The sequence below is a fragment of the Rhizobium sp. BK512 genome (assembly GCF_014194915.1).
Classification (GTDB): domain Bacteria; phylum Pseudomonadota; class Alphaproteobacteria; order Rhizobiales; family Rhizobiaceae; genus Rhizobium.
Map to the genome: position 1 here is coordinate 213,381 of NZ_JACIAS010000008.1, position 18,345 is coordinate 231,725.

At 60.3% G+C, this 18,345-nt stretch carries 18 protein-coding genes and 1 tRNA gene; 13 read left to right on the plus strand and 6 right to left on the minus strand.

All coding sequences use genetic code 11. The features are described 5' to 3' along the window. Position 1: 1 nt before the first annotated feature. The 3 genes from FHX06_RS26815 (at position 2) to FHX06_RS26825 (ending at position 2,110) form a co-directional block, all read left to right on the plus strand. On the plus strand, positions 2 to 973 hold the full coding sequence (locus FHX06_RS26815) for a beta-ketoacyl-ACP synthase III (protein WP_112544642.1): 972 nt from the start codon (positions 2 to 4) through the stop codon (positions 971 to 973). A gap of 106 nt (positions 974 to 1,079) precedes the next feature. After that, the gene (locus FHX06_RS26820) at positions 1,080 to 1,418 is read left to right on the plus strand and encodes an integration host factor subunit alpha (RefSeq protein ID WP_007819963.1); all 339 of its coding nucleotides are present in this window, start codon (positions 1,080 to 1,082) and stop codon (positions 1,416 to 1,418) included. 149 nt (positions 1,419 to 1,567) lie between these two features. Next, entirely contained in the window at positions 1,568 to 2,110 is a 543-nt protein-coding gene (locus FHX06_RS26825) for a MerR family transcriptional regulator (protein WP_112544640.1), read from the plus strand. Positions 2,111 to 2,115: 5 nt separating this feature from the next. Here FHX06_RS26825 and FHX06_RS26830 read toward each other — a convergent pair whose 3' ends face one another. Further along, positions 2,116 to 2,457 carry a response regulator gene (locus tag FHX06_RS26830; RefSeq protein ID WP_113146183.1) on the minus strand — a complete coding sequence of 114 codons (342 nt, stop codon included), beginning with the start codon at positions 2,455 to 2,457 and terminating at the stop codon, positions 2,116 to 2,118. A gap of 185 nt (positions 2,458 to 2,642) precedes the next feature. Here FHX06_RS26830 and FHX06_RS26835 point away from each other — a divergent pair, with 185 nt between their 5' ends. Beyond that, complete coding sequence (locus FHX06_RS26835; protein ID WP_113212476.1) at positions 2,643 to 4,280, plus strand: response regulator; 1,638 nt, start codon at positions 2,643 to 2,645, stop codon at positions 4,278 to 4,280. 32 nt (positions 4,281 to 4,312) lie between these two features. On the opposite strand, the gene FHX06_RS26840 is transcribed toward FHX06_RS26835, so the two are convergent. Beyond that, on the minus strand, positions 4,313 to 4,633 hold the full coding sequence (locus tag FHX06_RS26840) for a DUF1236 domain-containing protein (RefSeq protein WP_112544635.1): 321 nt from the start codon (positions 4,631 to 4,633) through the stop codon (positions 4,313 to 4,315). 304 nt (positions 4,634 to 4,937) lie between these two features. Between FHX06_RS26840 and bcsN the strand changes: the two genes are divergently transcribed. The 6 genes from bcsN (at position 4,938) to FHX06_RS26870 (ending at position 15,061) form a co-directional block, all read left to right on the plus strand. Further along, entirely contained in the window at positions 4,938 to 5,921 is a 984-nt protein-coding gene (bcsN, locus tag FHX06_RS26845; protein WP_112968036.1) for a cellulose biosynthesis protein BcsN, read from the plus strand. A 54-nt stretch (positions 5,922 to 5,975) separates the two neighbouring features. Continuing rightward, complete coding sequence (gene bcsA / locus FHX06_RS26850; RefSeq protein WP_112544796.1) at positions 5,976 to 8,174, plus strand: UDP-forming cellulose synthase catalytic subunit; 2,199 nt, start codon at positions 5,976 to 5,978, stop codon at positions 8,172 to 8,174. Beyond that, positions 8,171 to 10,717: a cellulose biosynthesis cyclic di-GMP-binding regulatory protein BcsB gene (locus tag FHX06_RS26855; protein ID WP_113212477.1), complete on the plus strand. Its 2,547-nt coding sequence runs from the start codon at positions 8,171 to 8,173 to the stop codon at positions 10,715 to 10,717. Before bcsA ends, FHX06_RS26855 begins: the two co-directional genes overlap by 4 nt. Next, the gene (locus tag FHX06_RS26860) at positions 10,714 to 11,760 is read left to right on the plus strand and encodes a glycosyl hydrolase family 8 (protein WP_112968038.1); all 1,047 of its coding nucleotides are present in this window, start codon (positions 10,714 to 10,716) and stop codon (positions 11,758 to 11,760) included. The genes FHX06_RS26855 and FHX06_RS26860 overlap by 4 nt, the downstream gene beginning before the upstream one ends. Then, positions 11,757 to 14,237 (plus strand): cellulose synthase, encoded by a 2,481-nt coding sequence (locus FHX06_RS26865; RefSeq protein ID WP_113212478.1) that lies wholly within the window; start codon positions 11,757 to 11,759, stop codon positions 14,235 to 14,237. The genes FHX06_RS26860 and FHX06_RS26865 overlap by 4 nt, the downstream gene beginning before the upstream one ends. Positions 14,238 to 14,392: 155 nt before the next feature. Then, on the plus strand, positions 14,393 to 15,061 hold the full coding sequence (locus FHX06_RS26870) for an HAD family hydrolase (protein ID WP_113212479.1): 669 nt from the start codon (positions 14,393 to 14,395) through the stop codon (positions 15,059 to 15,061). 32 nt (positions 15,062 to 15,093) lie between these two features. On the opposite strand, the gene FHX06_RS26875 is transcribed toward FHX06_RS26870, so the two are convergent. Both FHX06_RS26875 and FHX06_RS26880 read right to left on the minus strand, forming a co-directional pair. Then, positions 15,094 to 15,723: an outer membrane protein gene (locus FHX06_RS26875; RefSeq protein WP_113212480.1), complete on the minus strand. Its 630-nt coding sequence runs from the start codon at positions 15,721 to 15,723 to the stop codon at positions 15,094 to 15,096. Between the two features lie 187 nt (positions 15,724 to 15,910). Then, positions 15,911 to 16,222 carry a hypothetical protein gene (locus FHX06_RS26880; RefSeq protein WP_112544622.1) on the minus strand — a complete coding sequence of 104 codons (312 nt, stop codon included), beginning with the start codon at positions 16,220 to 16,222 and terminating at the stop codon, positions 15,911 to 15,913. Between the two features lie 30 nt (positions 16,223 to 16,252). Here FHX06_RS26880 and FHX06_RS26885 point away from each other — a divergent pair, with 30 nt between their 5' ends. Continuing rightward, positions 16,253 to 16,510, plus strand: a complete 258-nt coding sequence (locus FHX06_RS26885) for a hypothetical protein (RefSeq protein ID WP_162710087.1) — start codon at positions 16,253 to 16,255, stop codon at positions 16,508 to 16,510. Between the two features lie 106 nt (positions 16,511 to 16,616). After that, positions 16,617 to 16,934, plus strand: a complete 318-nt coding sequence (locus FHX06_RS26890) for a hypothetical protein (protein WP_112544618.1) — start codon at positions 16,617 to 16,619, stop codon at positions 16,932 to 16,934. A 197-nt stretch (positions 16,935 to 17,131) separates the two neighbouring features. Here FHX06_RS26890 and FHX06_RS26895 read toward each other — a convergent pair. Continuing rightward, positions 17,132 to 17,208: transfer RNA gene (locus FHX06_RS26895), tRNA-Pro, on the minus strand. A gap of 523 nt (positions 17,209 to 17,731) precedes the next feature. On the opposite strand from FHX06_RS26895, the gene FHX06_RS26900 reads away from it, so the two are divergent. Beyond that, on the plus strand, positions 17,732 to 17,959 hold the full coding sequence (locus FHX06_RS26900; protein ID WP_112544616.1) for a hypothetical protein: 228 nt from the start codon (positions 17,732 to 17,734) through the stop codon (positions 17,957 to 17,959). Between the two features lie 22 nt (positions 17,960 to 17,981). Here the strand turns inward: FHX06_RS26900 and FHX06_RS26905 are convergent, their stop codons facing one another. Continuing rightward, positions 17,982 to 18,215, minus strand: a complete 234-nt coding sequence (locus FHX06_RS26905) for a DUF982 domain-containing protein (RefSeq protein WP_312866595.1) — start codon at positions 18,213 to 18,215, stop codon at positions 17,982 to 17,984. Between the last annotated feature and the right edge of the window lie 130 nt (positions 18,216 to 18,345).

The window sequence follows — 18,345 nt, forward strand, 5'->3', positions numbered from 1 at the left end:
TATGATCCGATCAGTGGTTCGTGGTTTCGGGGCAGCACTGCCGAAACGCGTGATGACCAACCGCGAAATGGAAGGTGTCGTCGACACGTCGGACGAGTGGATCGTCCAGCGTACCGGCATCCGCCAGCGTTACATTGCCGGCGATGACGAAACGACGTCGTCGCTCGGTGAAGCTGCAGCGCGGGCCGCGCTCGCAAATGGCGGGCTGACGCCTGATGATATCGATATGATCATCTGTGCCACCTCGACGCCCGACAACACTTTTCCGGCGACATCCGTCAACATCCAGAACCGTCTCGGAATGACGCATGGCTTCGCCTTCGACGTTCAGGCCGTCTGCACGGGTTTCGTCTATGCGGTGACGACGGCTGACGCCTATATTCGTGGCGGTCTTGCCAAGCGCGTGCTTGTCATCGGTGCCGAGACCTTCTCCCGCATCCTCGACTGGAATGACCGCACCACGTGCGTGCTTTTCGGCGACGGCGCCGGCGCGATCGTGCTGGAAGCAGTCGAAGGCGAGGGGACGACGGCAGACCGCGGTGTCTTGACGGCGCATCTGCGTTCGGACGGTTCGCACAAGGACAAGCTTTACGTCGACGGCGGTCCGTCCTCGACGGGTACGGTCGGCAAGCTGCGCATGGAAGGCCGCGAGGTCTTCAAATATGCCGTGGGCATGATTACTGACGTGATTCAGGCCGCTTTCGATTCAACCGGAACAACCTCCGAGGATCTCGACTGGCTGGTCCCCCACCAGGCCAATCGCCGCATCATCGACGGCTCGGCCAAGAAGCTGAACATTGCCCCGGAAAAGGTCGTCATTACCGTCGATCTGCATGGCAATACGTCTGCTGCCTCCATTCCGCTGGCACTTGCGACGGCTGCAGGCGACGGACGCATCAAGAAGGGCGACCTTGTGATGCTGGAGGCCATGGGCGGCGGTTTCACCTGGGGCGCGGTTTTGCTGCGCTGGTAGGCATAAATCCTAAAAAACTGGCGGCGAACAAGAGCTTGACCGTGAGGCACAAGACAAATAATCTTCGTCCACTTTCACAAAATATTTTCTATTGGGCGGGGAAACCATGACCGGAAAGACAGTTACGCGAGCAGACCTGGCGGAATCCGTTTTTCGGAAGGTCGGTCTCTCCCGGACAGAATCTGCTGAGCTTGTCGAAACGGTCATCGACGAGATCTGCAACGCGATCGTGCGCGGCGAGACCGTCAAGCTTTCCTCTTTCGCAACCTTCCAGGTGCGCGACAAGAACGAGCGTATCGGCCGCAATCCGAAGACCGGCGAGGAAGTTCCGATCTCCCCCCGCCGCGTCATGACCTTCAAGGCGTCGAATGTGCTCAAGACGCGCATTCTGAAGTCCCATGTTGCCCGGAAGGGCAAGACCAAGCCGCAAAATCCGGCTGCCTGATCATCTTTTTCCCGCCGAACGCAAAGGTTTTTTGCTGCGTCGTGCCTCCGGCTGTGCGCAACGCGAAGACGTGACTTGAATTCGCGGCTCCAAACCGTTGAAATATGATGAGTCGCCGTTTGGATCGATCCGCGAGGTCGCGTAGCAGTATGACGTTGGACAAGAGCCCGGATGCCTTTCGCACCATCAGCGAAGTTGCTGATGATCTCGACCTGCCGCAGCATGTGCTGCGCTTCTGGGAAACCCGCTTTCCGCAGATAAAGCCGATGAAGCGAGGCGGTGGACGGCGCTATTACCGGCCTGAGGATGTCGATCTTTTGAAAGGCATCCGCCATCTGCTCTATGACCACGGCTATACGATCAAGGGCGTGCAGAAGCTCTTGAAAACCAACGGCAACAAGTTTGTCGTCGCGGTCGGCCATGGCGATCTCGCAAGCGTTGAAGCACTCTCTGCGAACGTGCACGATACGGTCGCAGGCGAACCGCGCGTCGCAATGGCGGAAGAGGATCAGATCGTTGGCCGCGCCAAGCCGCCGATCACGCGCCGCTTTTTCAACTTCGTCAGCGGCGACGATGATCAGCCGGAAATCTCGGTCGGCAAGTCGAGTGTCGGCAAGGAGGATCGTGCGCTTCTGCAGGAAGCGCTCTACGATCTCCTGGAATGCAAGCGCCTGCTCGATCAGGTGCGTTAGCGGCTTTAAGCCTCCATGCCTTTCAGTGCTCTCTCGAGATCGGAAAGCTGGAACGGTTTTCTGAGGATAGGCTGGCTTGAATTGCTGCCTTCCGGCGCGCTGCCATACCCTGTTGCAAAGACATAGGGCTTGCCGCGCGCCTCGAGCAGCTTTGCGACCGGCAGTGAACTCTTTCCGGCCAAGGATACGTCGAGGATAGCGGCGTCGAATTCCTTGTTTTGAGCCGCATCGAGGGCCTGCTCCAGATCCGGAGCGCTGGCACTGATACGGTAGCCGAGATCCTCAAGCATCTCTTCAAGCAGCATGGCGATCAGCGCATCGTCTTCGACGATGAAAATGTCTTTCATGGTTCCGTCCACTCTCTGCCCGCACGGGCCTGTGGCAGGCCTGTCGGGTACATGGCTTATCTGCCCCGAGCAGGCTGCTCGTCAAGGTTGGATCGCGGCAGTGCGAAAAACGGCATATTGCCCGACCGGATTCGATATGCAAAAGCTGGAGGGCCGTTTTCGTAACGGAAGGACGAGGCTGGGAAATGGATTTGTTGAGCGCCACGGACTGGCTGCGTCATAGGCCGGGTTTGACCTATCCGCTCGCTGTCGCCGCTGTTGCATTTACCTTCCTGTTGCGCACTGCTGCTGGCGACTATCTCTCCGGTTTTCCGTTTCTGAGCTTCTTGCCCGCCGTGCTGATCGCAAGTTTTATCGGCGGTGCCGGGCCAGGCGTGGTCGCCGCCATTCTATCGGGCTTCCTCGTCCAGCAGTTCTTCGTCGAGCCGCACGATATCTTCTGGCCCGTCACGTTCATCCAGTGGCTCGGCCTTTCGACGTTCATTGCCAATGCACTCATCATTGTCGGACTGATGCAGGCGATTGTCGTCTCCCACGGCCGGCAGCTGCGCCTGCGCGGAGAGCTGAACGATTTCAACAGGAAATTGGAAGAGACGGTCGCCCAGCGCACCGGCGAGCTCAAGCGCGAGATGGCGGAACATGCGAGCGCCCAGGCCCAGGTGCGCCAGTTGCAGAAAATGGAAACCATCGGCCAGCTGACCGGCGGCGTCGCTCATGACTTCAACAATATGCTGGCAATCATTATCGGCAGCCTCGATCTCGCCCAGCGACGGCTGAACGGTAAGGAGGATCCACGCCTTCTAAATTCGATCCAGAGCGCCAGGGACGGGGCGCAGCGCGCAGCGGTACTGACCGCGCGGCTGCTCGCCTTTTCACGCCAGCAGCCGCTGGCGCCGGAAACCATAGACCTAAACAAGCTTGTCGGCGGCATGTCGGAACTGTTGCGTCGGACGCTGGGCGAGCAGATCAGGATCGAAACGGTTCTGGCCGGTGGCCTGTGGCCGACCTTCGCCGATTTGAGCCAGCTTGAAAATGCCATCCTCAATCTCTCGGTCAATGCCCGCGACGCCATGCCCGATGGCGGGCATCTGACCATCGAGACGGCCAATACCGAACTCGACGACCGTTATGCGCGCATGCACCAGGAAGTGGAGGCCGGCCAGTACGTGATGATCAGTATCACCGATACCGGCATCGGCATGTCGCCCGAGGTTCTGGAACGCGCCTTCGATCCTTTCTACACCACGAAAGGTGCCGGCAAGGGCACGGGTCTAGGCCTCAGCCAGGTCTATGGTTACGTCAAGCAGAGCAGGGGACACATCAAGATCTATTCGGAGATCGATCGCGGCACGACGGTGAAGATCTATCTCCCGCGCCGTGTCGGTTCCGGTGAGACACGGTTTTCGGCGCCGTCGATGATGCCGATCCCGCAAGGGAGCGTCGACGACACTATCCTTGTGGTCGAGGATGACCAGAGTGTGCGAGAGATGACGGCGGAAAGCCTGCGTGAACTCGGCTACAGTGTCCTACAGGCCGCCAGCGGTCCGGAGGCGCTGGATGTGCTGCAGAATGAGCGGGTCGATCTCATCTTCACCGATATCGTCATGCCGCAGATGAACGGTCGCCAGCTTGCTGATGCCGTCACGGAGAAGTGGCCGGACATCCGGATCCTCTACACGACCGGCTACACCCGCAATGCCATTGTTCATAATGGTGTGCTGGACTACGGCGTCTCGCTGCTTGCCAAGCCCTTCAGCCTGGAACAGCTCGCCCACAAGGTCCGTGAAGTGCTGAACGGCAAGCCGTCCGCGGAACAGGCGTGAGGTTCGCGTAGAGCCTCACGCCGTGCCGGAGCCTATTCCAGAACCTGGATGACGCGGTGTGTCTGCGGCTCGACGATTACGCGGCGCTCGTTGACGACGGTGTAGCCATAGCCGTCCACGTTGGGAACGGTATGAATCTCTACCGTGTCGGGAAGCGTCGTGCCGACGGCAATGTCGCCGTCATAGACGACGGAGGGAACGCTCTGCTCCATCACATAGGTGCGGACTTCCCCTGGAAGCACGACGGTCGAACCGGTCGGCGCCGGATCGGTTACGATGACGCTGCTCTGCGCGAAGGCGGCGGAGCTTACGGTCAGCATGAGGGCGGCCGCGGCCAGCATGGTCTTGCGCATGGATATTCTCCTTTTCCTACCCAGCCATCGAGAAAACGTCAGCCGTCCTTCATGGTTCCGCCGGTGGCTCTGCTACTCCGGGTCATTCTTGCCGGATGCCGTTGATTTCCTCTCGCTTTGCTGCGCCCGTGAAAGTGGAGCGCCTGCCGATTTTACCCGGCACACCTGTAGAAAAGTGTTGACCATTTGTTAACCATGAGCATCGTTTATTCCTAAAGAACGACATAGGGGTTGTTGATTCGGAAATTCGCCGCGCTTTGTCCCTTCAGACAAAGATTAAAAATACGATAGCAACGGCCAGGACATGCATTTTCCGAAGACGATATCGATGGCGGCTCTCGCGGCCATGATAGCCGGCTGTACGTCGACAGGGGGAGTGCGTCAGCCTGTTGGGCCTGACAGTGTAGAGCCGGAAAAAGCGCTGGTCCTGCCGCCCCCCGGTGGTCCGTCGATCGTCAGCGTCGTCGAGCAAAAGCGTGGAAACGGTGTGGAGCAGACAATATCGCTCTTCACGTCCTCATCTGTTCAAGGCCAGAATTTCCTCAAAGTTCAGTTTCTTGGCGCGTCCGGGGCCAATCCCGGCGCCGGCAACGCTTCCTACCGGATGATCCGGGAAGGGGATATCGCGCGCGAGATGGCGCGATCGGTTCCCGGCGTCCCGATGGCGACCTCAGCCACGTTCCTGCAGAACAGCTACGGTCCCTTCGGTTATGCCTCTGGCCACAGCCGCGCAGGCGATACCTGTCTTTACGCCTGGCAGCAGGTCCGCTCCAGCCAGTCGGCGCACACACAGGCGCGCAACTTTGGCATGATCCAGATCCGCTTGCGCCTTTGCGATGCCCGGGCTAGCGAGCGCCAGCTCCTCGGCATTGTCTACGGTTACACCGTCACGGGCACTTTCGACGGCGATATCTGGAATCCCTATGGCGCTCCGCCGCCGGCCGATCCGGCGCTCGGCCAGACCGGCGCGCCGATTTATCCTGACGAGGGCGGCTATCGTGCGACCACGATGCCGATCGGTTACGAACCTGCTCCGGCCGCAGTTCGCCAGACAAGGGCCGTGGCCGTGCGCCGCGTGCAGCCGCAACCGGCACCTGCTGCACCGGTCCTGCAGCCGCCTGTCGGCCCTCGCGTGCCGCTGCCGAACGACGACACGCAGACGAATGCGATAGAGCCACCGGCAGAGGCGCCGGCGGCAGTCGAACAAACGGCAAGGCCGATCGGTGTGACCGTGCCTTCGCCTGATTGCATTGGCGATGCGGCCATGACGGCCGCCTGCCGGAAATAGCAAATACGCCCAATGCGCCGAGCGCAGCGGTTGAGCCATTTCGAAGGAACGTTCATGCGTAAGGCCGGCAGTGTTCTCATATGGGCTATGGTGTCGCTTTGCGTGATTGCTCTGATCACGCTGCCCGTCAATCTGCAGACCCAGCTCATCGCCAGCATTACCGTCGTCACGGTCATGGCGCTCATCAAGGTGCTGAAGGGAGAGGGCACATGGCGTCTCGTGGCGCTCGCCTTCGGTACGGCCATCGTGCTGCGCTATGTCTACTGGCGCACGACCAATACGCTGCCGCCGGTCAACCAGCTCGCAAACTTCATTCCTGGCCTGCTGCTCTATCTCGCTGAAATGTATAGCGTGATGATGCTGGCGCTGTCGCTCTTCATTGTCGCCACCCCGCTGCCGCCGCGACCCTCGCGCGCCGGGAAGCTCGAGCGTTTCCCCCATGTCGATGTCTTCGTGCCGTCCTACAACGAAGATGCCGGCCTGCTTGCCAATACGCTTGCCGCCGCAAAGGCGATGGATTATCCGGCCGACAAGCTGCATGTGTGGCTGCTGGATGATGGCGGCACGCTACAGAAGCGCAATTCCGGCAAGCTGATCGAAGCGCAGACAGCCGCGGCCCGCCACGCCGAGCTCAAGCAGCTCTGCGTCGATCTTGACGTCAATTACCTGACGCGTGACCGCAACGAACACGCCAAGGCCGGCAACCTCAACAACGGCATGCAGCATTCGAGCGGCGAATTGATTGCCGTTTTCGACGCCGACCATGCGCCGGCGCGTGACTTCCTTCTGGAAACGGTCGGTTATTTCGACGATGACCCGAAACTCTTCCTTGTCCAGACGCCACACTTCTTCATCAATCCGGATCCGCTGGAGCGTAACCTTCGCACCTTTGAAAAGATGCCGAGCGAGAACGAAATGTTCTACGGCATCATCCAGCGTGGTCTCGACAAGTGGAACGCCGCATTCTTCTGCGGCTCGGCAGCGGTTCTGAGCCGCCGCGCGCTGCAGTCCACCAACGGTTTCAGCGGCATCAGCATCACCGAGGATTGCGAGACCGCGCTTGCCCTGCACGGCTCCGGCTGGAACAGCCTCTATCTCGACAAGCCTTTGATCGCCGGGCTGCAGCCCGCCACCTTCGCAAGTTTCATCGGTCAGCGCAGCCGCTGGGCGCAAGGCATGATGCAGATCCTGCGCTTCCGCTTTCCGCTGCTCAAGCGCGGCCTCACGCTGCCGCAGCGCTTCTGCTACATGTCTTCATCGCTGTTCTGGCTGTTCCCGTTCCCGCGCACGATCTTCCTCTTCGCGCCGCTCTTCTATCTCTTTTTCGATCTCGAGATCTTCACGGCCTCCGGCGGCGAGTTCCTGGCCTATACGCTCGCCTACATGATCGTGAACCTGATGATGCAGAACTACCTCTACGGGTCGTTCCGTTGGCCGTGGATTTCCGAACTCTATGAATATGTGCAGACGGTTCATCTGTTGCCGGCTGTCGTCTCGGTCATGCTCAATCCGCGCAAGCCGACCTTCAAGGTCACCGCCAAGGACGAATCCATCGCCGTCAGCCGCCTGTCGGAAATCAGCCGGCCCTTTTTCGTCATCTTCGCGGTGCAGATCATCGCCGTCGCGATCACCATCTACAAGATTTATGCCGAACCCTATAAGGCCGATGTCACGCTCGTCGTCGGCGGCTGGAACATCATCAATCTCATCCTTGCCGGCTGCGCGCTCGGCGTGGTCTCGGAGCGCGGGGAGAGGGCGTCCTCCCGCCGCGTGCGCGTCAACCGGCGCTGCGAATTCGGCGTCGGCGATCAGTGGTATACCGCCTCAATCGAGGACGTCTCCGTCCATGGCGCGCGCCTGCACATCTTCAGCAAGCATTTCGATGCGGTGCAGGTTGGAGCGCTCGGCGAGATCCGCTTCCGCCCCTATAGCGGCGCCGATCTCGAAACCCTGCCGCTCATTGTCCGCAACATCGAACCGTCGGGCGATATCACCAATGTCGGCTGCCAGTATCAACCGAAGAGCGCGTTGGACCATCGCCTCATCGCCGATCTGATCTTCGCCAATTCGGATCAATGGACGCAGTTCCAGGCCTCGCGCCGGCGTAATCCCGGCCTCATCAGAGGCACCATCTGGTTCCTCGGCCTCTCGCTCTATCAGACGAGCCGCGGCCTGGTTTATTTCTTCCGCAGCATGCGCCCCGAACGTGAGGAGCATCGACAGCAGCAGGCGGCAAAGGCGAACGCCGGATGAGAAAATTCTTCGCCGCCTCCCTTCTCCTGATCGGCACATCGGTTCTCGCTTATGCGCAGACCGCTCCCTTCGACATGTCCGGTGAGCGCCCGGCGGGTGCGCCACCGGTCAAGCCGCGCCTGACGCTTCCGGCCCAGCCCGCGCAGCCTTCCCAGCCCGCACCGGCCCCTGTTCCCGTCGTTCCGCAGACTGTTGCCCCGCAGCCGGTACAGCCTTCCGCGCCTGCGCAGAGCCAGGCACCCACGCCCGCAGCGCCGCCGGTTAGCGTCATTCCCGCAACCCCCGCACCAGCGCCTGCACCTCCATCGGCGCCGGCGGTGCCATCCACCCCTGTTCAGGCTCAGCCGCAGCCGGCCACCCCTGTCGTCCGTCCTGCCGCGGCCGCTCCACAGACCGGCGATTTCAGGCGCTATATCGTGCCTTTCTCCGAGCTAGGCCTTGGTGGTGAATACGACCGCAGGTCATGGTCGATCTATCTGACGACGGAGCAGGCAGCAGCGAAGGCGCGGTTCACCTTCACCTATCAGAATGCCATCGTCGTCGCTCCCGAAGCATCGCAGCTGACCGTGTTCATCAACAACCGTATTATCGGTCAGCAGCAGGTCGGTTCGCCCGACAGTCCTTCGGCAGTCAGCTTCGATGTTCCTCCAGGTCTGCTCCAGCCCGGTGCCAATCTCATCACTTTCGAGGCCAATCAGCGCCACCGCACCGATTGCAGCATCGACTCCACCTATGAGCTCTGGTCGAACATCGATCCGGCCGGCACCTATCTGAGCTTTGCCGGCCGCGACGCCAGTCAGCTTTCCGGCACGGATGCGATCCGCGCCATCGGTGTCGATGGCGCAGGCAAGACGGAATTCGATCTGGTCGTTCCGGCGATGGAACAGCCCGGCACCACCAAGCCACTCCTGCGTCTGGCGCAGGGCCTGTCGCTCCTGAGCGGCATGCCGAACCAGGTCTTTGCCTTTAGTGCCGATACTCCGCCAGCAGGTGGTCCCGGCAAGATGGCGGTTTTCGTCGGTACCGCCACCGAGCTGCGTCCGATCTTCCCCAATCTTCCCCAAGGCGCTGAAAGCGCGCCGCTTGCGGCCTTTGTCATCGACCCGCGCAGTGGTTCGCCCGTCCTGCTGATCAGCGGTCCATCCTGGCAGGCGGTTTCCACGGCGATCGACACTATCGTGTCTCCGACCGACCGCGCCCCTGAAGTCCGTCGCGACGTGCTGACCACCCAGCGCTGGAGCGCGCCTGACGCGCCGCTTCTCTTTTCTGATACGAGTATTCCGCTTTCGCAGCTCGGCTTGAAGACCATCGACTTTTCCGGCCGTCGCTTTCGCACCGGCTTCAATATCGCCGTGCCGGCTGACTTTTACGCCAATGCCTATGGCGAAGCAAAAATCCTGCTCGATGCTGCCTATTCCAGCAAGGTGCTTCCCGGCAGTCATATCGATGTCTATGTGAACGGCAACATTGCCTCCACTGTGCCGATTGCAACGACCAATGGCGGGATTTTCCGCCAGCTTCCTATCCGCGTGACCATGCGGCATTTCAAGCCAGGGCTGAATTCGATTGCCATCGAAGCAGTTCTGATGACGGATGATGATGCAGCTTGCGTCCCCGGGGCGACAGCCTCGTCGACGCCGCGATTTGCACTTTTCGATACGTCCGAATTCCATATGCCGGATTTCGCACGCGTCGGGCAGCGACCGAACCTCGCGGCCATGGCCGGCACATCCTACCCCTATGGGCGCAGTCCAGATCCGACGCCGCTGTTCATCGATCGCACCGATGCCGACACGCTGTCTGCCACTGCGACCCTGCTTGGCCAGCTCGCGATCATGGCGGGCCACCCGATCGCGATCGAAACGGTCGCCTCGCCGGGCGTGATCGGTGACCGCAACGCGATTTTCATCGGCTCGATTTCGCAGATGCCGGCAACGGCGCTCACGCAGGTCAATGTCGCAACAGCCAGCCAGGCTTCCTGGCGTCCGGTGACGGATTCCCAGCCGATCGAGATCGACAATGGCAAGGCGCTGGAAGAGTGGCGTTCACGCATCAGCGGTGGCGCGCTGCAGGGTCGCATTGCCGCGTTCCGCGAATGGCTGCATCGAAACTTCGATATTACCGGCGCCTCGCTGCAATTCGTTCCCACTGCAGAGCAGGTATTCGCGCCGTCGAATGTGGCATCTCTGATGGTCGCCCAGGGCAAGAGCCCGGATGGTGGTGGTACGTGGACTGTCGTGACCGCGCCCTCGGCCAAGGACCTGCGCGAGGGGCTGAGTTCCCTGACCGCCCAGATGAACTGGCCGCAGATTGCGGGCCATGTCACCACCTATTCCAGCCGCACCGGCAAGATCGAGAGCGTGCCGGTCACCCGTTTCGATTTCGTACCTACCGGAGGCCTGTCGATCGCCAACTATCGCCTGATCGCCGCCAACTGGCTGTCGACGAATATTCTCTCCTATTCTTTCCTTTTGGTCGTACTGTCGCTGCTGATCGGTCTGGTCACGTCCAGAATGCTCTCAAGGCTCGGCAGGTCGAAATGAGGGGCTGGATCGCGACATTGCTGGCAGGCACGATGATGTTGGCACTCGCCGGCGAGCCGGCCTTGGCGCAGCAGCCGCGAATCAGCGGCGAGGCATGGGCTGCCTACAAGGCGAAATTCCTCGATCCGAGCGGCCGCATCATCGATAACGGCAATGGCAACATCAGCCATAGCGAGGGCCAAGGCTACGGCCTGCTGCTCGCCTTTCTTGCCGCGAGCCCCTCCGATTTCGAGCAGATCTGGTACTTCACCCGCACCGAATTGCTGCTGCGCAATGACGGTCTTGCCGTCTGGAAATGGGATCCGTCTGCCAGCCCGCATGTGACCGACACCAACAATGCGTCCGACGGCGATATACTGATTGCCTATGCGCTTGCGCTGGCGGGCTCTGCCTGGAACCGTACCGATTATATTACCGCGGCCACCCGCATGGCGCAGTCGACATTATCGGAGACCGTGGCCGATTTTTCCGGCCGCACCCTGCTGATGCCTGGCGCGGAAGGCTTCTCCGGCACGGATCGCGACGATGGCCCCGTTATCAACCCATCCTACTGGGTCTATGAGGCGCTTCCTGTCATGGCCGCACTTGCACCGTCCGATCAGTGGCAGAAACTGGCCGATGATGGTCTGTCGCTGCTCAAGGCCATGCAATTTGGCCCGCGCAAGCTGCCCGCCGAATGGGTGAGCCTGAAGCGACAGCCGCAGCCGGCCGACGGTTTCGAGGCAGAGTTCGGCTACAACGCGATCCGTATCCCGCTCTATCTGGCGCGAGGCGGCGTGACCGACAGGGCGTTGCTGACGCGCCTCAAGGAAGGCATGACCGAAAACGGGGTGCCGGCTATAATCGACCTCACCACCGGGCGGTCGAAGACGCCGCTTTCCGACCCTGGTTATGAAATTGTTAACCACGTTGTGGCCTGTGTATTGGACGGAACCAAACTACCTGCCGAAGCGCTGCAATTTGCGCCCGCCTATTATTATCCTTCAACGCTTCAGCTTCTGGGGCTGGCCTATGTCGGGGAGAAGCATCCGGAGTGTCTGTGAAATCTTCTTTCGTGGCGGTCACGGCAGCGGTCCTTGTGGCGACTCTCATCGCCGGGCTGAAGGACCGCGACGCATTGCAGGAACGTTTCGGCTTCGGTGGCAAGACTCCCGAACTCATGATGATGGGCCGTATCAAGGGGCCGGATACCCCCTCTGGTGAGCCGATCGATGTGCAGACGGTGACGGAGCGGATCCAGGCCGCGACGCAGGATAACTCTGTCGGCCAGGCCCAAAGCGCGGCTCAGACGGATCTGCCCCAGATAAGCCAAGCGCAGATAAGCCAATTGCAGCCGAGCCAAGCTCAGCCAGCCCAAGCCCCGGCAAATCAGCCACAGACAAATCAGGCCCAGCAGCCGGCTCCGGTTCCGGTCGTCCCGCAGACCGCACCACCCTCGGCTCCCTCGGGTGCCGCCACCGCGCCGGCCAATCCGCCGCCCTCAGGGACGGCGGCAAGCCAGCAGCCGGTTGTCGACGTAAGCGCCCTTCGTTACTTTGCGAGCCGCGGCGACAAGCTTCGCCTGCAGGCGGAAATCTCGCGCCTTCAGGCGCTCTATCCGAACTGGGTACCACCTGCTGATCCGCTCGCCATTCCACAAAACGGCGACCGGCAGCTCGAAAATATGTGGCGGCTTTATTCGGAGGGTCGCTATGCCGAACTGCGCAAGGCGATCGCCGATCGTCAGGCCGCCGAAAGTTGGCAGCCGCCAGCCGACCTGCTCGACCGTCTCGATGTCGCCGAATCCCGTGCCCGGCTGGTCAATGCTTCTGATCTCAAGCAATATGCGACGGTCGTCGATATTGCAGCCGAAACCCCGAGTCTGCTGACCTGCGCCGAAATAGATGTGCTCTGGCGCGTTGCCGAAGCATTCGTCGATACGAACAGGCAGCAGCGAGGGCAGGATGCATATACCTATATCCTGAAGAACTGCACCGAGCCGGCCGAGCGCGTGGCGACGATCCAGAAGGCAGCCGCTCTTCTGCCCTATGGTGCGATGCAGTCGCTGCTGTCCCTTGAAAAACCTGCCGATGCCAATGGTGTCAGAGAATTCGACAGCCTGCGCGACGATCTGGCCCGCCGCTTCGTTGCCGACGGCAATGACGATGCCAAGCTCGAGGTCGCTGCCAATTATATCTCCCGCGTTGAGAAGCTTGCCGAAGAGCAGGGGCTGCCCTCGGACGCGCTGCTGCTTGGCTGGTATCAGCTTCGCCGCAACAATGATGCGGATGCCGAAAAGTGGTTCCGCATCGCCCACGACAAGCAGGATTCCGCTTTGGCCTCCCAGGGGCTGGCGCTGGCTCTGATCGCCCGCAAGTCGCCGCAGGAAGCCGAAGACGTCATGTACAAATGGCGTGACGATTCCAAGGATGCGACCGCCACCTATCTTGCCGCGACCGCCAATCTGATGGCCTTGCAGCCGCCGGCCGATCTGAGCGAGGACGTGCTCGGTCGTATCGCCGCTGCTATCATCGAACAGAAATACGTGCCGACGGCCCAGCAGTTCGGCTGGTACGCGCGATCGTTGAACCAGTTCCAGACGGCTGCCCGGTGGTTCGAGACGGGATTGCGTTGGAAGCCGGATGACGAACCGTCCGCATATGGCCTTGCCGTCACCCGCCAGCAATTGAACGACCGGGCCGGAGTTGCCGAGATCCAGCGTCTCTGGGCGGATCGTTCGGCCCGTATTGCCACGTTGAACGATACAGCCGCCGTTTCCCGCAGCAACGCTCCGTTGCCGGCCCCCGGTTCTGCGGCTGGGTCGCAGCCGGCTGTTCAGCCTGCCGCCCCTCAGATCCAGTCTGCGCCGACCGAACGCAGTGCCGCCTTCCAGCCGGAGCCTCAGCCGCCGGCGCAATTTCAATCCCAGCAGCCGCAAGTGCAGCCCCAGCCCGTTGTGCCCGCGAGGCCCACGCGGGCCATGCAGACGGTTGCAGTCGAGCGTGGTCCGCGCCAGCTTCGCGGATGCTCCACCACCATTGATCCCGCCCGCCTCCGGCCCGGCGATGCATTGGCACGCGGCTGGTGCCTGATGGATATCAACAGGCCGATGGAAGCGGTGAAGGCTTTCGAGGCGGCGCTGGCAAGTCCAGTGCGCAAGGATCGTGAGGATGCCGCCTACGGCCAGAGCCTTGCCTACCTGCGCGCCGGCCTTTCCAATAGTGCCGCAGTCGCGGCTACCAAGGCGCCGCAGAATCGCGACCGCGCGTCCGAACTGCAGGTAGCGATCCTTGCCGATCGTGCCCTTGCCGCCTTCCAGGGCGGCCGCTATCGCGAGGCACTCATTTTTCTCGACCAGCGTGCCCAACTGCAGCAGGAGCGGGTCGATCTCATGGTTCTGCGTGGCTACAGCTACATGAATCTGAAAATGTATGGTGACGCCACGCGAGTTTTTGAGGCTGCGGCTGCCACCGGCAATCGCGATGCTACACGCGGCCTCGCGGATGTGAGGAGCATCACCCATCCCGAGGTCAACGACTAAAGCCTACGCGGTCATTCAGATCGCTTGCGACGCTTCAGGTCCTTGTCTGATGCACCGTTGCAGAGTTTTGCGCGACATGCTTTCGGTTGACGTCGCTCATGCGCTCGGCTAGTCGCGGAGGGCCGCCGGCTTTCCGCTTCGCAAGGAACCTCCCTTTGTCCGCTTCCCATCGCGTTCTCGAAAAGACTTACGATGCCTTCCTTTTTGATATGGACGGCACGTTGCTGAACTCCATCGCCGTCGTCGAGCGCGTCTGGGGCGAGTGGGCGCTTCGCCACGGTTTCGAACCTGAGGTCCTTTTGAAGACCATCCATGGTGTTCGCGCGTCCGACGTCATCCGCCAACTCGGTCTTCCCGGCGTCGATCCGATCGCCGAGGCAAAACTGCTTCTGAAAGAGGAGATGGAGGATTTCGAGGGCATCATCGAGATCCCGGGCTCCATCCGTTTCCTGAATGCACTGCCCTCGGATCGCTGGGGGATTGTCACTTCGGCGCCGATCGAACTCGCCCTCCGCCGCATGGCGGCTGCAGGCATTCCCATGCCGAAGATGATCGTCAGCGGCGAAGAAGTCTCGTCAGGCAAGCCGAGCCCGGAATGTTATCTGCTGGGCGCGAGCCGTCTCGGGGTCGATCCCGCCCGTTGCCTGGTATTCGAGGATGCGGTTGCAGGTATTCTCGCCGGCGAGGCAGCCGGAGCTGACGTCGCCGTCATCACTGAGACTCATGCGACGCCTTTCGAGACGCCGCATTTCACGATCGCCAACTATACCGGCTGGCAATCGCGTGTGACGGCCGACGGCAAGCTCTCGCTCTCGGCAATGTAATCCGGCGGCAAGAATGGTCTGAGGGCAGGGCGTCAAAATTTGTAGCCGACCCCGATCATCACGACATGCTGGTCGAAGTCGCCGTCGAGCCCGAGCAGGTCGGCGCTGCCGTAGTCATTGTAGCGATATTCCAGTCGGCCGAAGACGTTGTTGGTGAAGGCATAGTCGACGCCGGCGCCGATCGTCCAGCCGGACAGCGTATCCCTGTCGCTGCCGGCAGGACCATCGATATGGGCCTGTGCGCCCGTCCAGCCTGCTGCACCATAGATCAGCGCGCGATCGATCGCATAACCGAGCCGGGCGCGGACGGAGCCGGCAGTTTCGAGGCCGATTTCGAACGGGCCGACATCGGACTTGTTCCAGTTGTACGAAATGTCGCCTTCGATGCCGACGACGAAATTATTGTCGAACTGCCAGTTATAGCCGACGAAGCCGGTGATCAGCCCACCGTTCATGTCTTCGGAAAAGACGTCGAAATCGCCGTTGGCCCAGGTCGGCCCGCCGCCGACACCGGCATAGAAACCTGACCATGTGAAAACCGGTGTGATCTCGGCTGCCGGTGCGGCCGGAATAGCGTCGATGGCATCAGCCGCCATGGCCGAGCCGGCGAGGCCGGTAACAAGGAAGCCGGCAACTGTGGCGGATACGAAGCGGAGTTTCATGATTTCCCCCTGCCGGGAAGAGCCCGGCTGAAAGCTCGTTCAAGATCCGGTTGCCCGGATGAAACCGGCGCATGGCGCATCTCGGCTGCAGGCGAGCGACCTGCAAAATCATGCGTTTCTAACGCGATCTTTGGGGAAAGGTTCCGGGGAGGCGCCGGGCGTGACGACAGACAGCAACCGGCAGGGCTCAGAGCTTGACGCGATTGCCCTTGTTGTCGAGCATCTGCAATACCTGACCATCCGTCTTGATCGAGACGCAGTCGGTCTGCTTGTTGGGGAAAAGTATGCAGATCTGACCGTCTGAAATTTTATAGCCGTTCTTGTTGCCCCGACGGTATTCATAGCCATTCGAGGCTTTCCGCAAGTCGCTGGCACCCTTCAGAAGCTGACGGATTTCGTTTTCCCTGGCGTTTCGAAACCGGGCTTTTTCTGCCAATGCAACATGCGAAGAGGCCAATGTTATGATCATGCCGATGAGAAGTGAGCGGCTTGGCAGCATGTGATAAACTCCGGGCATGGTCGACAGGAAATGGAAGAGAGTGAAATGATCAGGGTTGTTCTTGCCTTAGCTTTAGCAATGCTCGCCGGTAATGCAATGGCCGTTGATCCGACAAATCCGCGGGTCAGCCGGCAGAACTCCCAGGATTGCCGACGCCTTCCCGAGCGCTGCGCCGGCGACGACCGCAACCGCAATCGCCGCGACTATTACCGCGACAACACCCGCCAGGGCTCCGGCCAATACATCTACCGCGGCGAGCGCCGCATATGGACGGATGAATCGCGCTGAGGGCACAAGGCACCCGTCAGCGACTTCAGACCTTGGTCCGTGTCGGGAGTTCAGCGACTATGGTATTCGCCGCAGCAGGAGTGGTTGGAGAACCAAGGGAAAAGAGATGCAGACATCGATCATCGCTGAACTGCAGACGGCGCGAAGCAATGTTGCAACGCTTGGAGCAACCGACCGCCGTGTGATTGTGGCGCGCATCCACAGCTACCTGCAGGAATACCGGGACGATATTCTCGGGCATGTGCCCGCAGACCGGTGCATGTGGATCGAGCGACTTATCGGATCGCTTTCGGTCAAGGCCCCACAGATCGCCTCGTTGAGCAACGAGGAGTTTCACTCCGTTCTTTCCGAGTTCGAAAAACTTCTCGCCTTGCTCGAAGACCTGACGTCTTCCTGGGACGGGCTACCCCGTACGATTCACTGAGAGATTAGCGCACATACATTCTGCTTGGACGATGATGTATTGGTTGTCGGGCGCAAGGAGGAGGTGGAGCGGTTTGTTGCCCTAAAAGATTTGAGAGGGACACCGCTAGTGCATATGCGGCAGGAGCCGCCAGCTTGCGCCGTCCGTCCGGCTTTCAAGTTCTGTTGGTTTTTTGACTGAGATTTCAAGGGATTAAATGGTCGGGGCGACTGGACTCGAACCAGCGACCCCTTGACCCCCAGTCAAGTGCGCTACCGGGCTGCGCTACGCCCCGACCTGCCGAAACGGCTTGCTTCTGTTAGACTTTTCGGTTTTTGGACGCAAGGGAAAAATGCCGCCGTGATCATAAAACGGAACTTGTCCAAGGGAATGTCTGCTGGCGAGCTTCTTTCCTGCCCTTCGGTGCTGGCCGGCATGCTCGTAATCCGCCGATGACTGCCGAAAAAAGTCTGCGCAAATGCGGCAATAACCCTTGCATACGCCGGCGCAGCATGGAAATCCTTCGGCTCATGAGCAATGCGGCGCCAAGCCGGGCTAGCACTCTGCCGAAATATTATAGATTTTCGGTTGTAGTTTTTAAGGCGCTAAATTGGTAGTAAAATATTTCCTTAATATTTCTGCCCAATATCCCTACTTAACAGAGGTGAGTTATTTCGTCTGCAGCAGAATCTACCTACGATTGAGGCTGGCAAGTGTGATATTTCCAATTTTAGATTATTTGAAAATGAAATTTGTTCGCAATTTTGTTGCTGAGCGTGTAAAGAAGGGAAATCGTAGAAAAGCATAGTTCTGGGCTTATGACGATCGACAGTAATAGACACGATTGCCGGCAGACCCTTGCCGCTGCATTTAAAACCCTCTCCGACGAGGCCGTGAAAGCGGGCTGGCCGGAAGAGGATGTTGCTCTTGCGCTTGCCGAACTTGCCGAAGCACATGTGGCCGAGGTCGGCGCCAAGGTGATCGTCGAAGGCTTTTACCAGTCGCAGGCTCTATGCCGCGAGCAGACGGCTAAAATTCCGCGCTGAATCCTGAGCGGCCTTTGAAATCTCACAGCAGCAGGCCGGCTATCCTGGCCGCCGACATGAAAGCCGCCTGCGCTGCGCGAGGGCTTCGCAGCCCATCCATTGCATCTAGGCAGTGCTGGAGTGCTATGCGGTATTCGCGGCCGCGCTTGGCCGGCCAGCGCTTGAGATATTCGACGGCTTCCCAGGCGGTTGAAACGATGAAGCTGTTGCTTGGAGATATGACCCTGACGGGCGAGGGGAAGCGTTTTTCGCTCACGGCTTTCTCATTCCATTTGAATTCCAAACGGCCCGGCAACGCGCGAGACAAGAGATTGTTCCCGACGATCTTAATTTGCATAGTTGCTAAAGTTTTTGGCCGCGCGCATAATAAAAATAAGGCTGGCAGG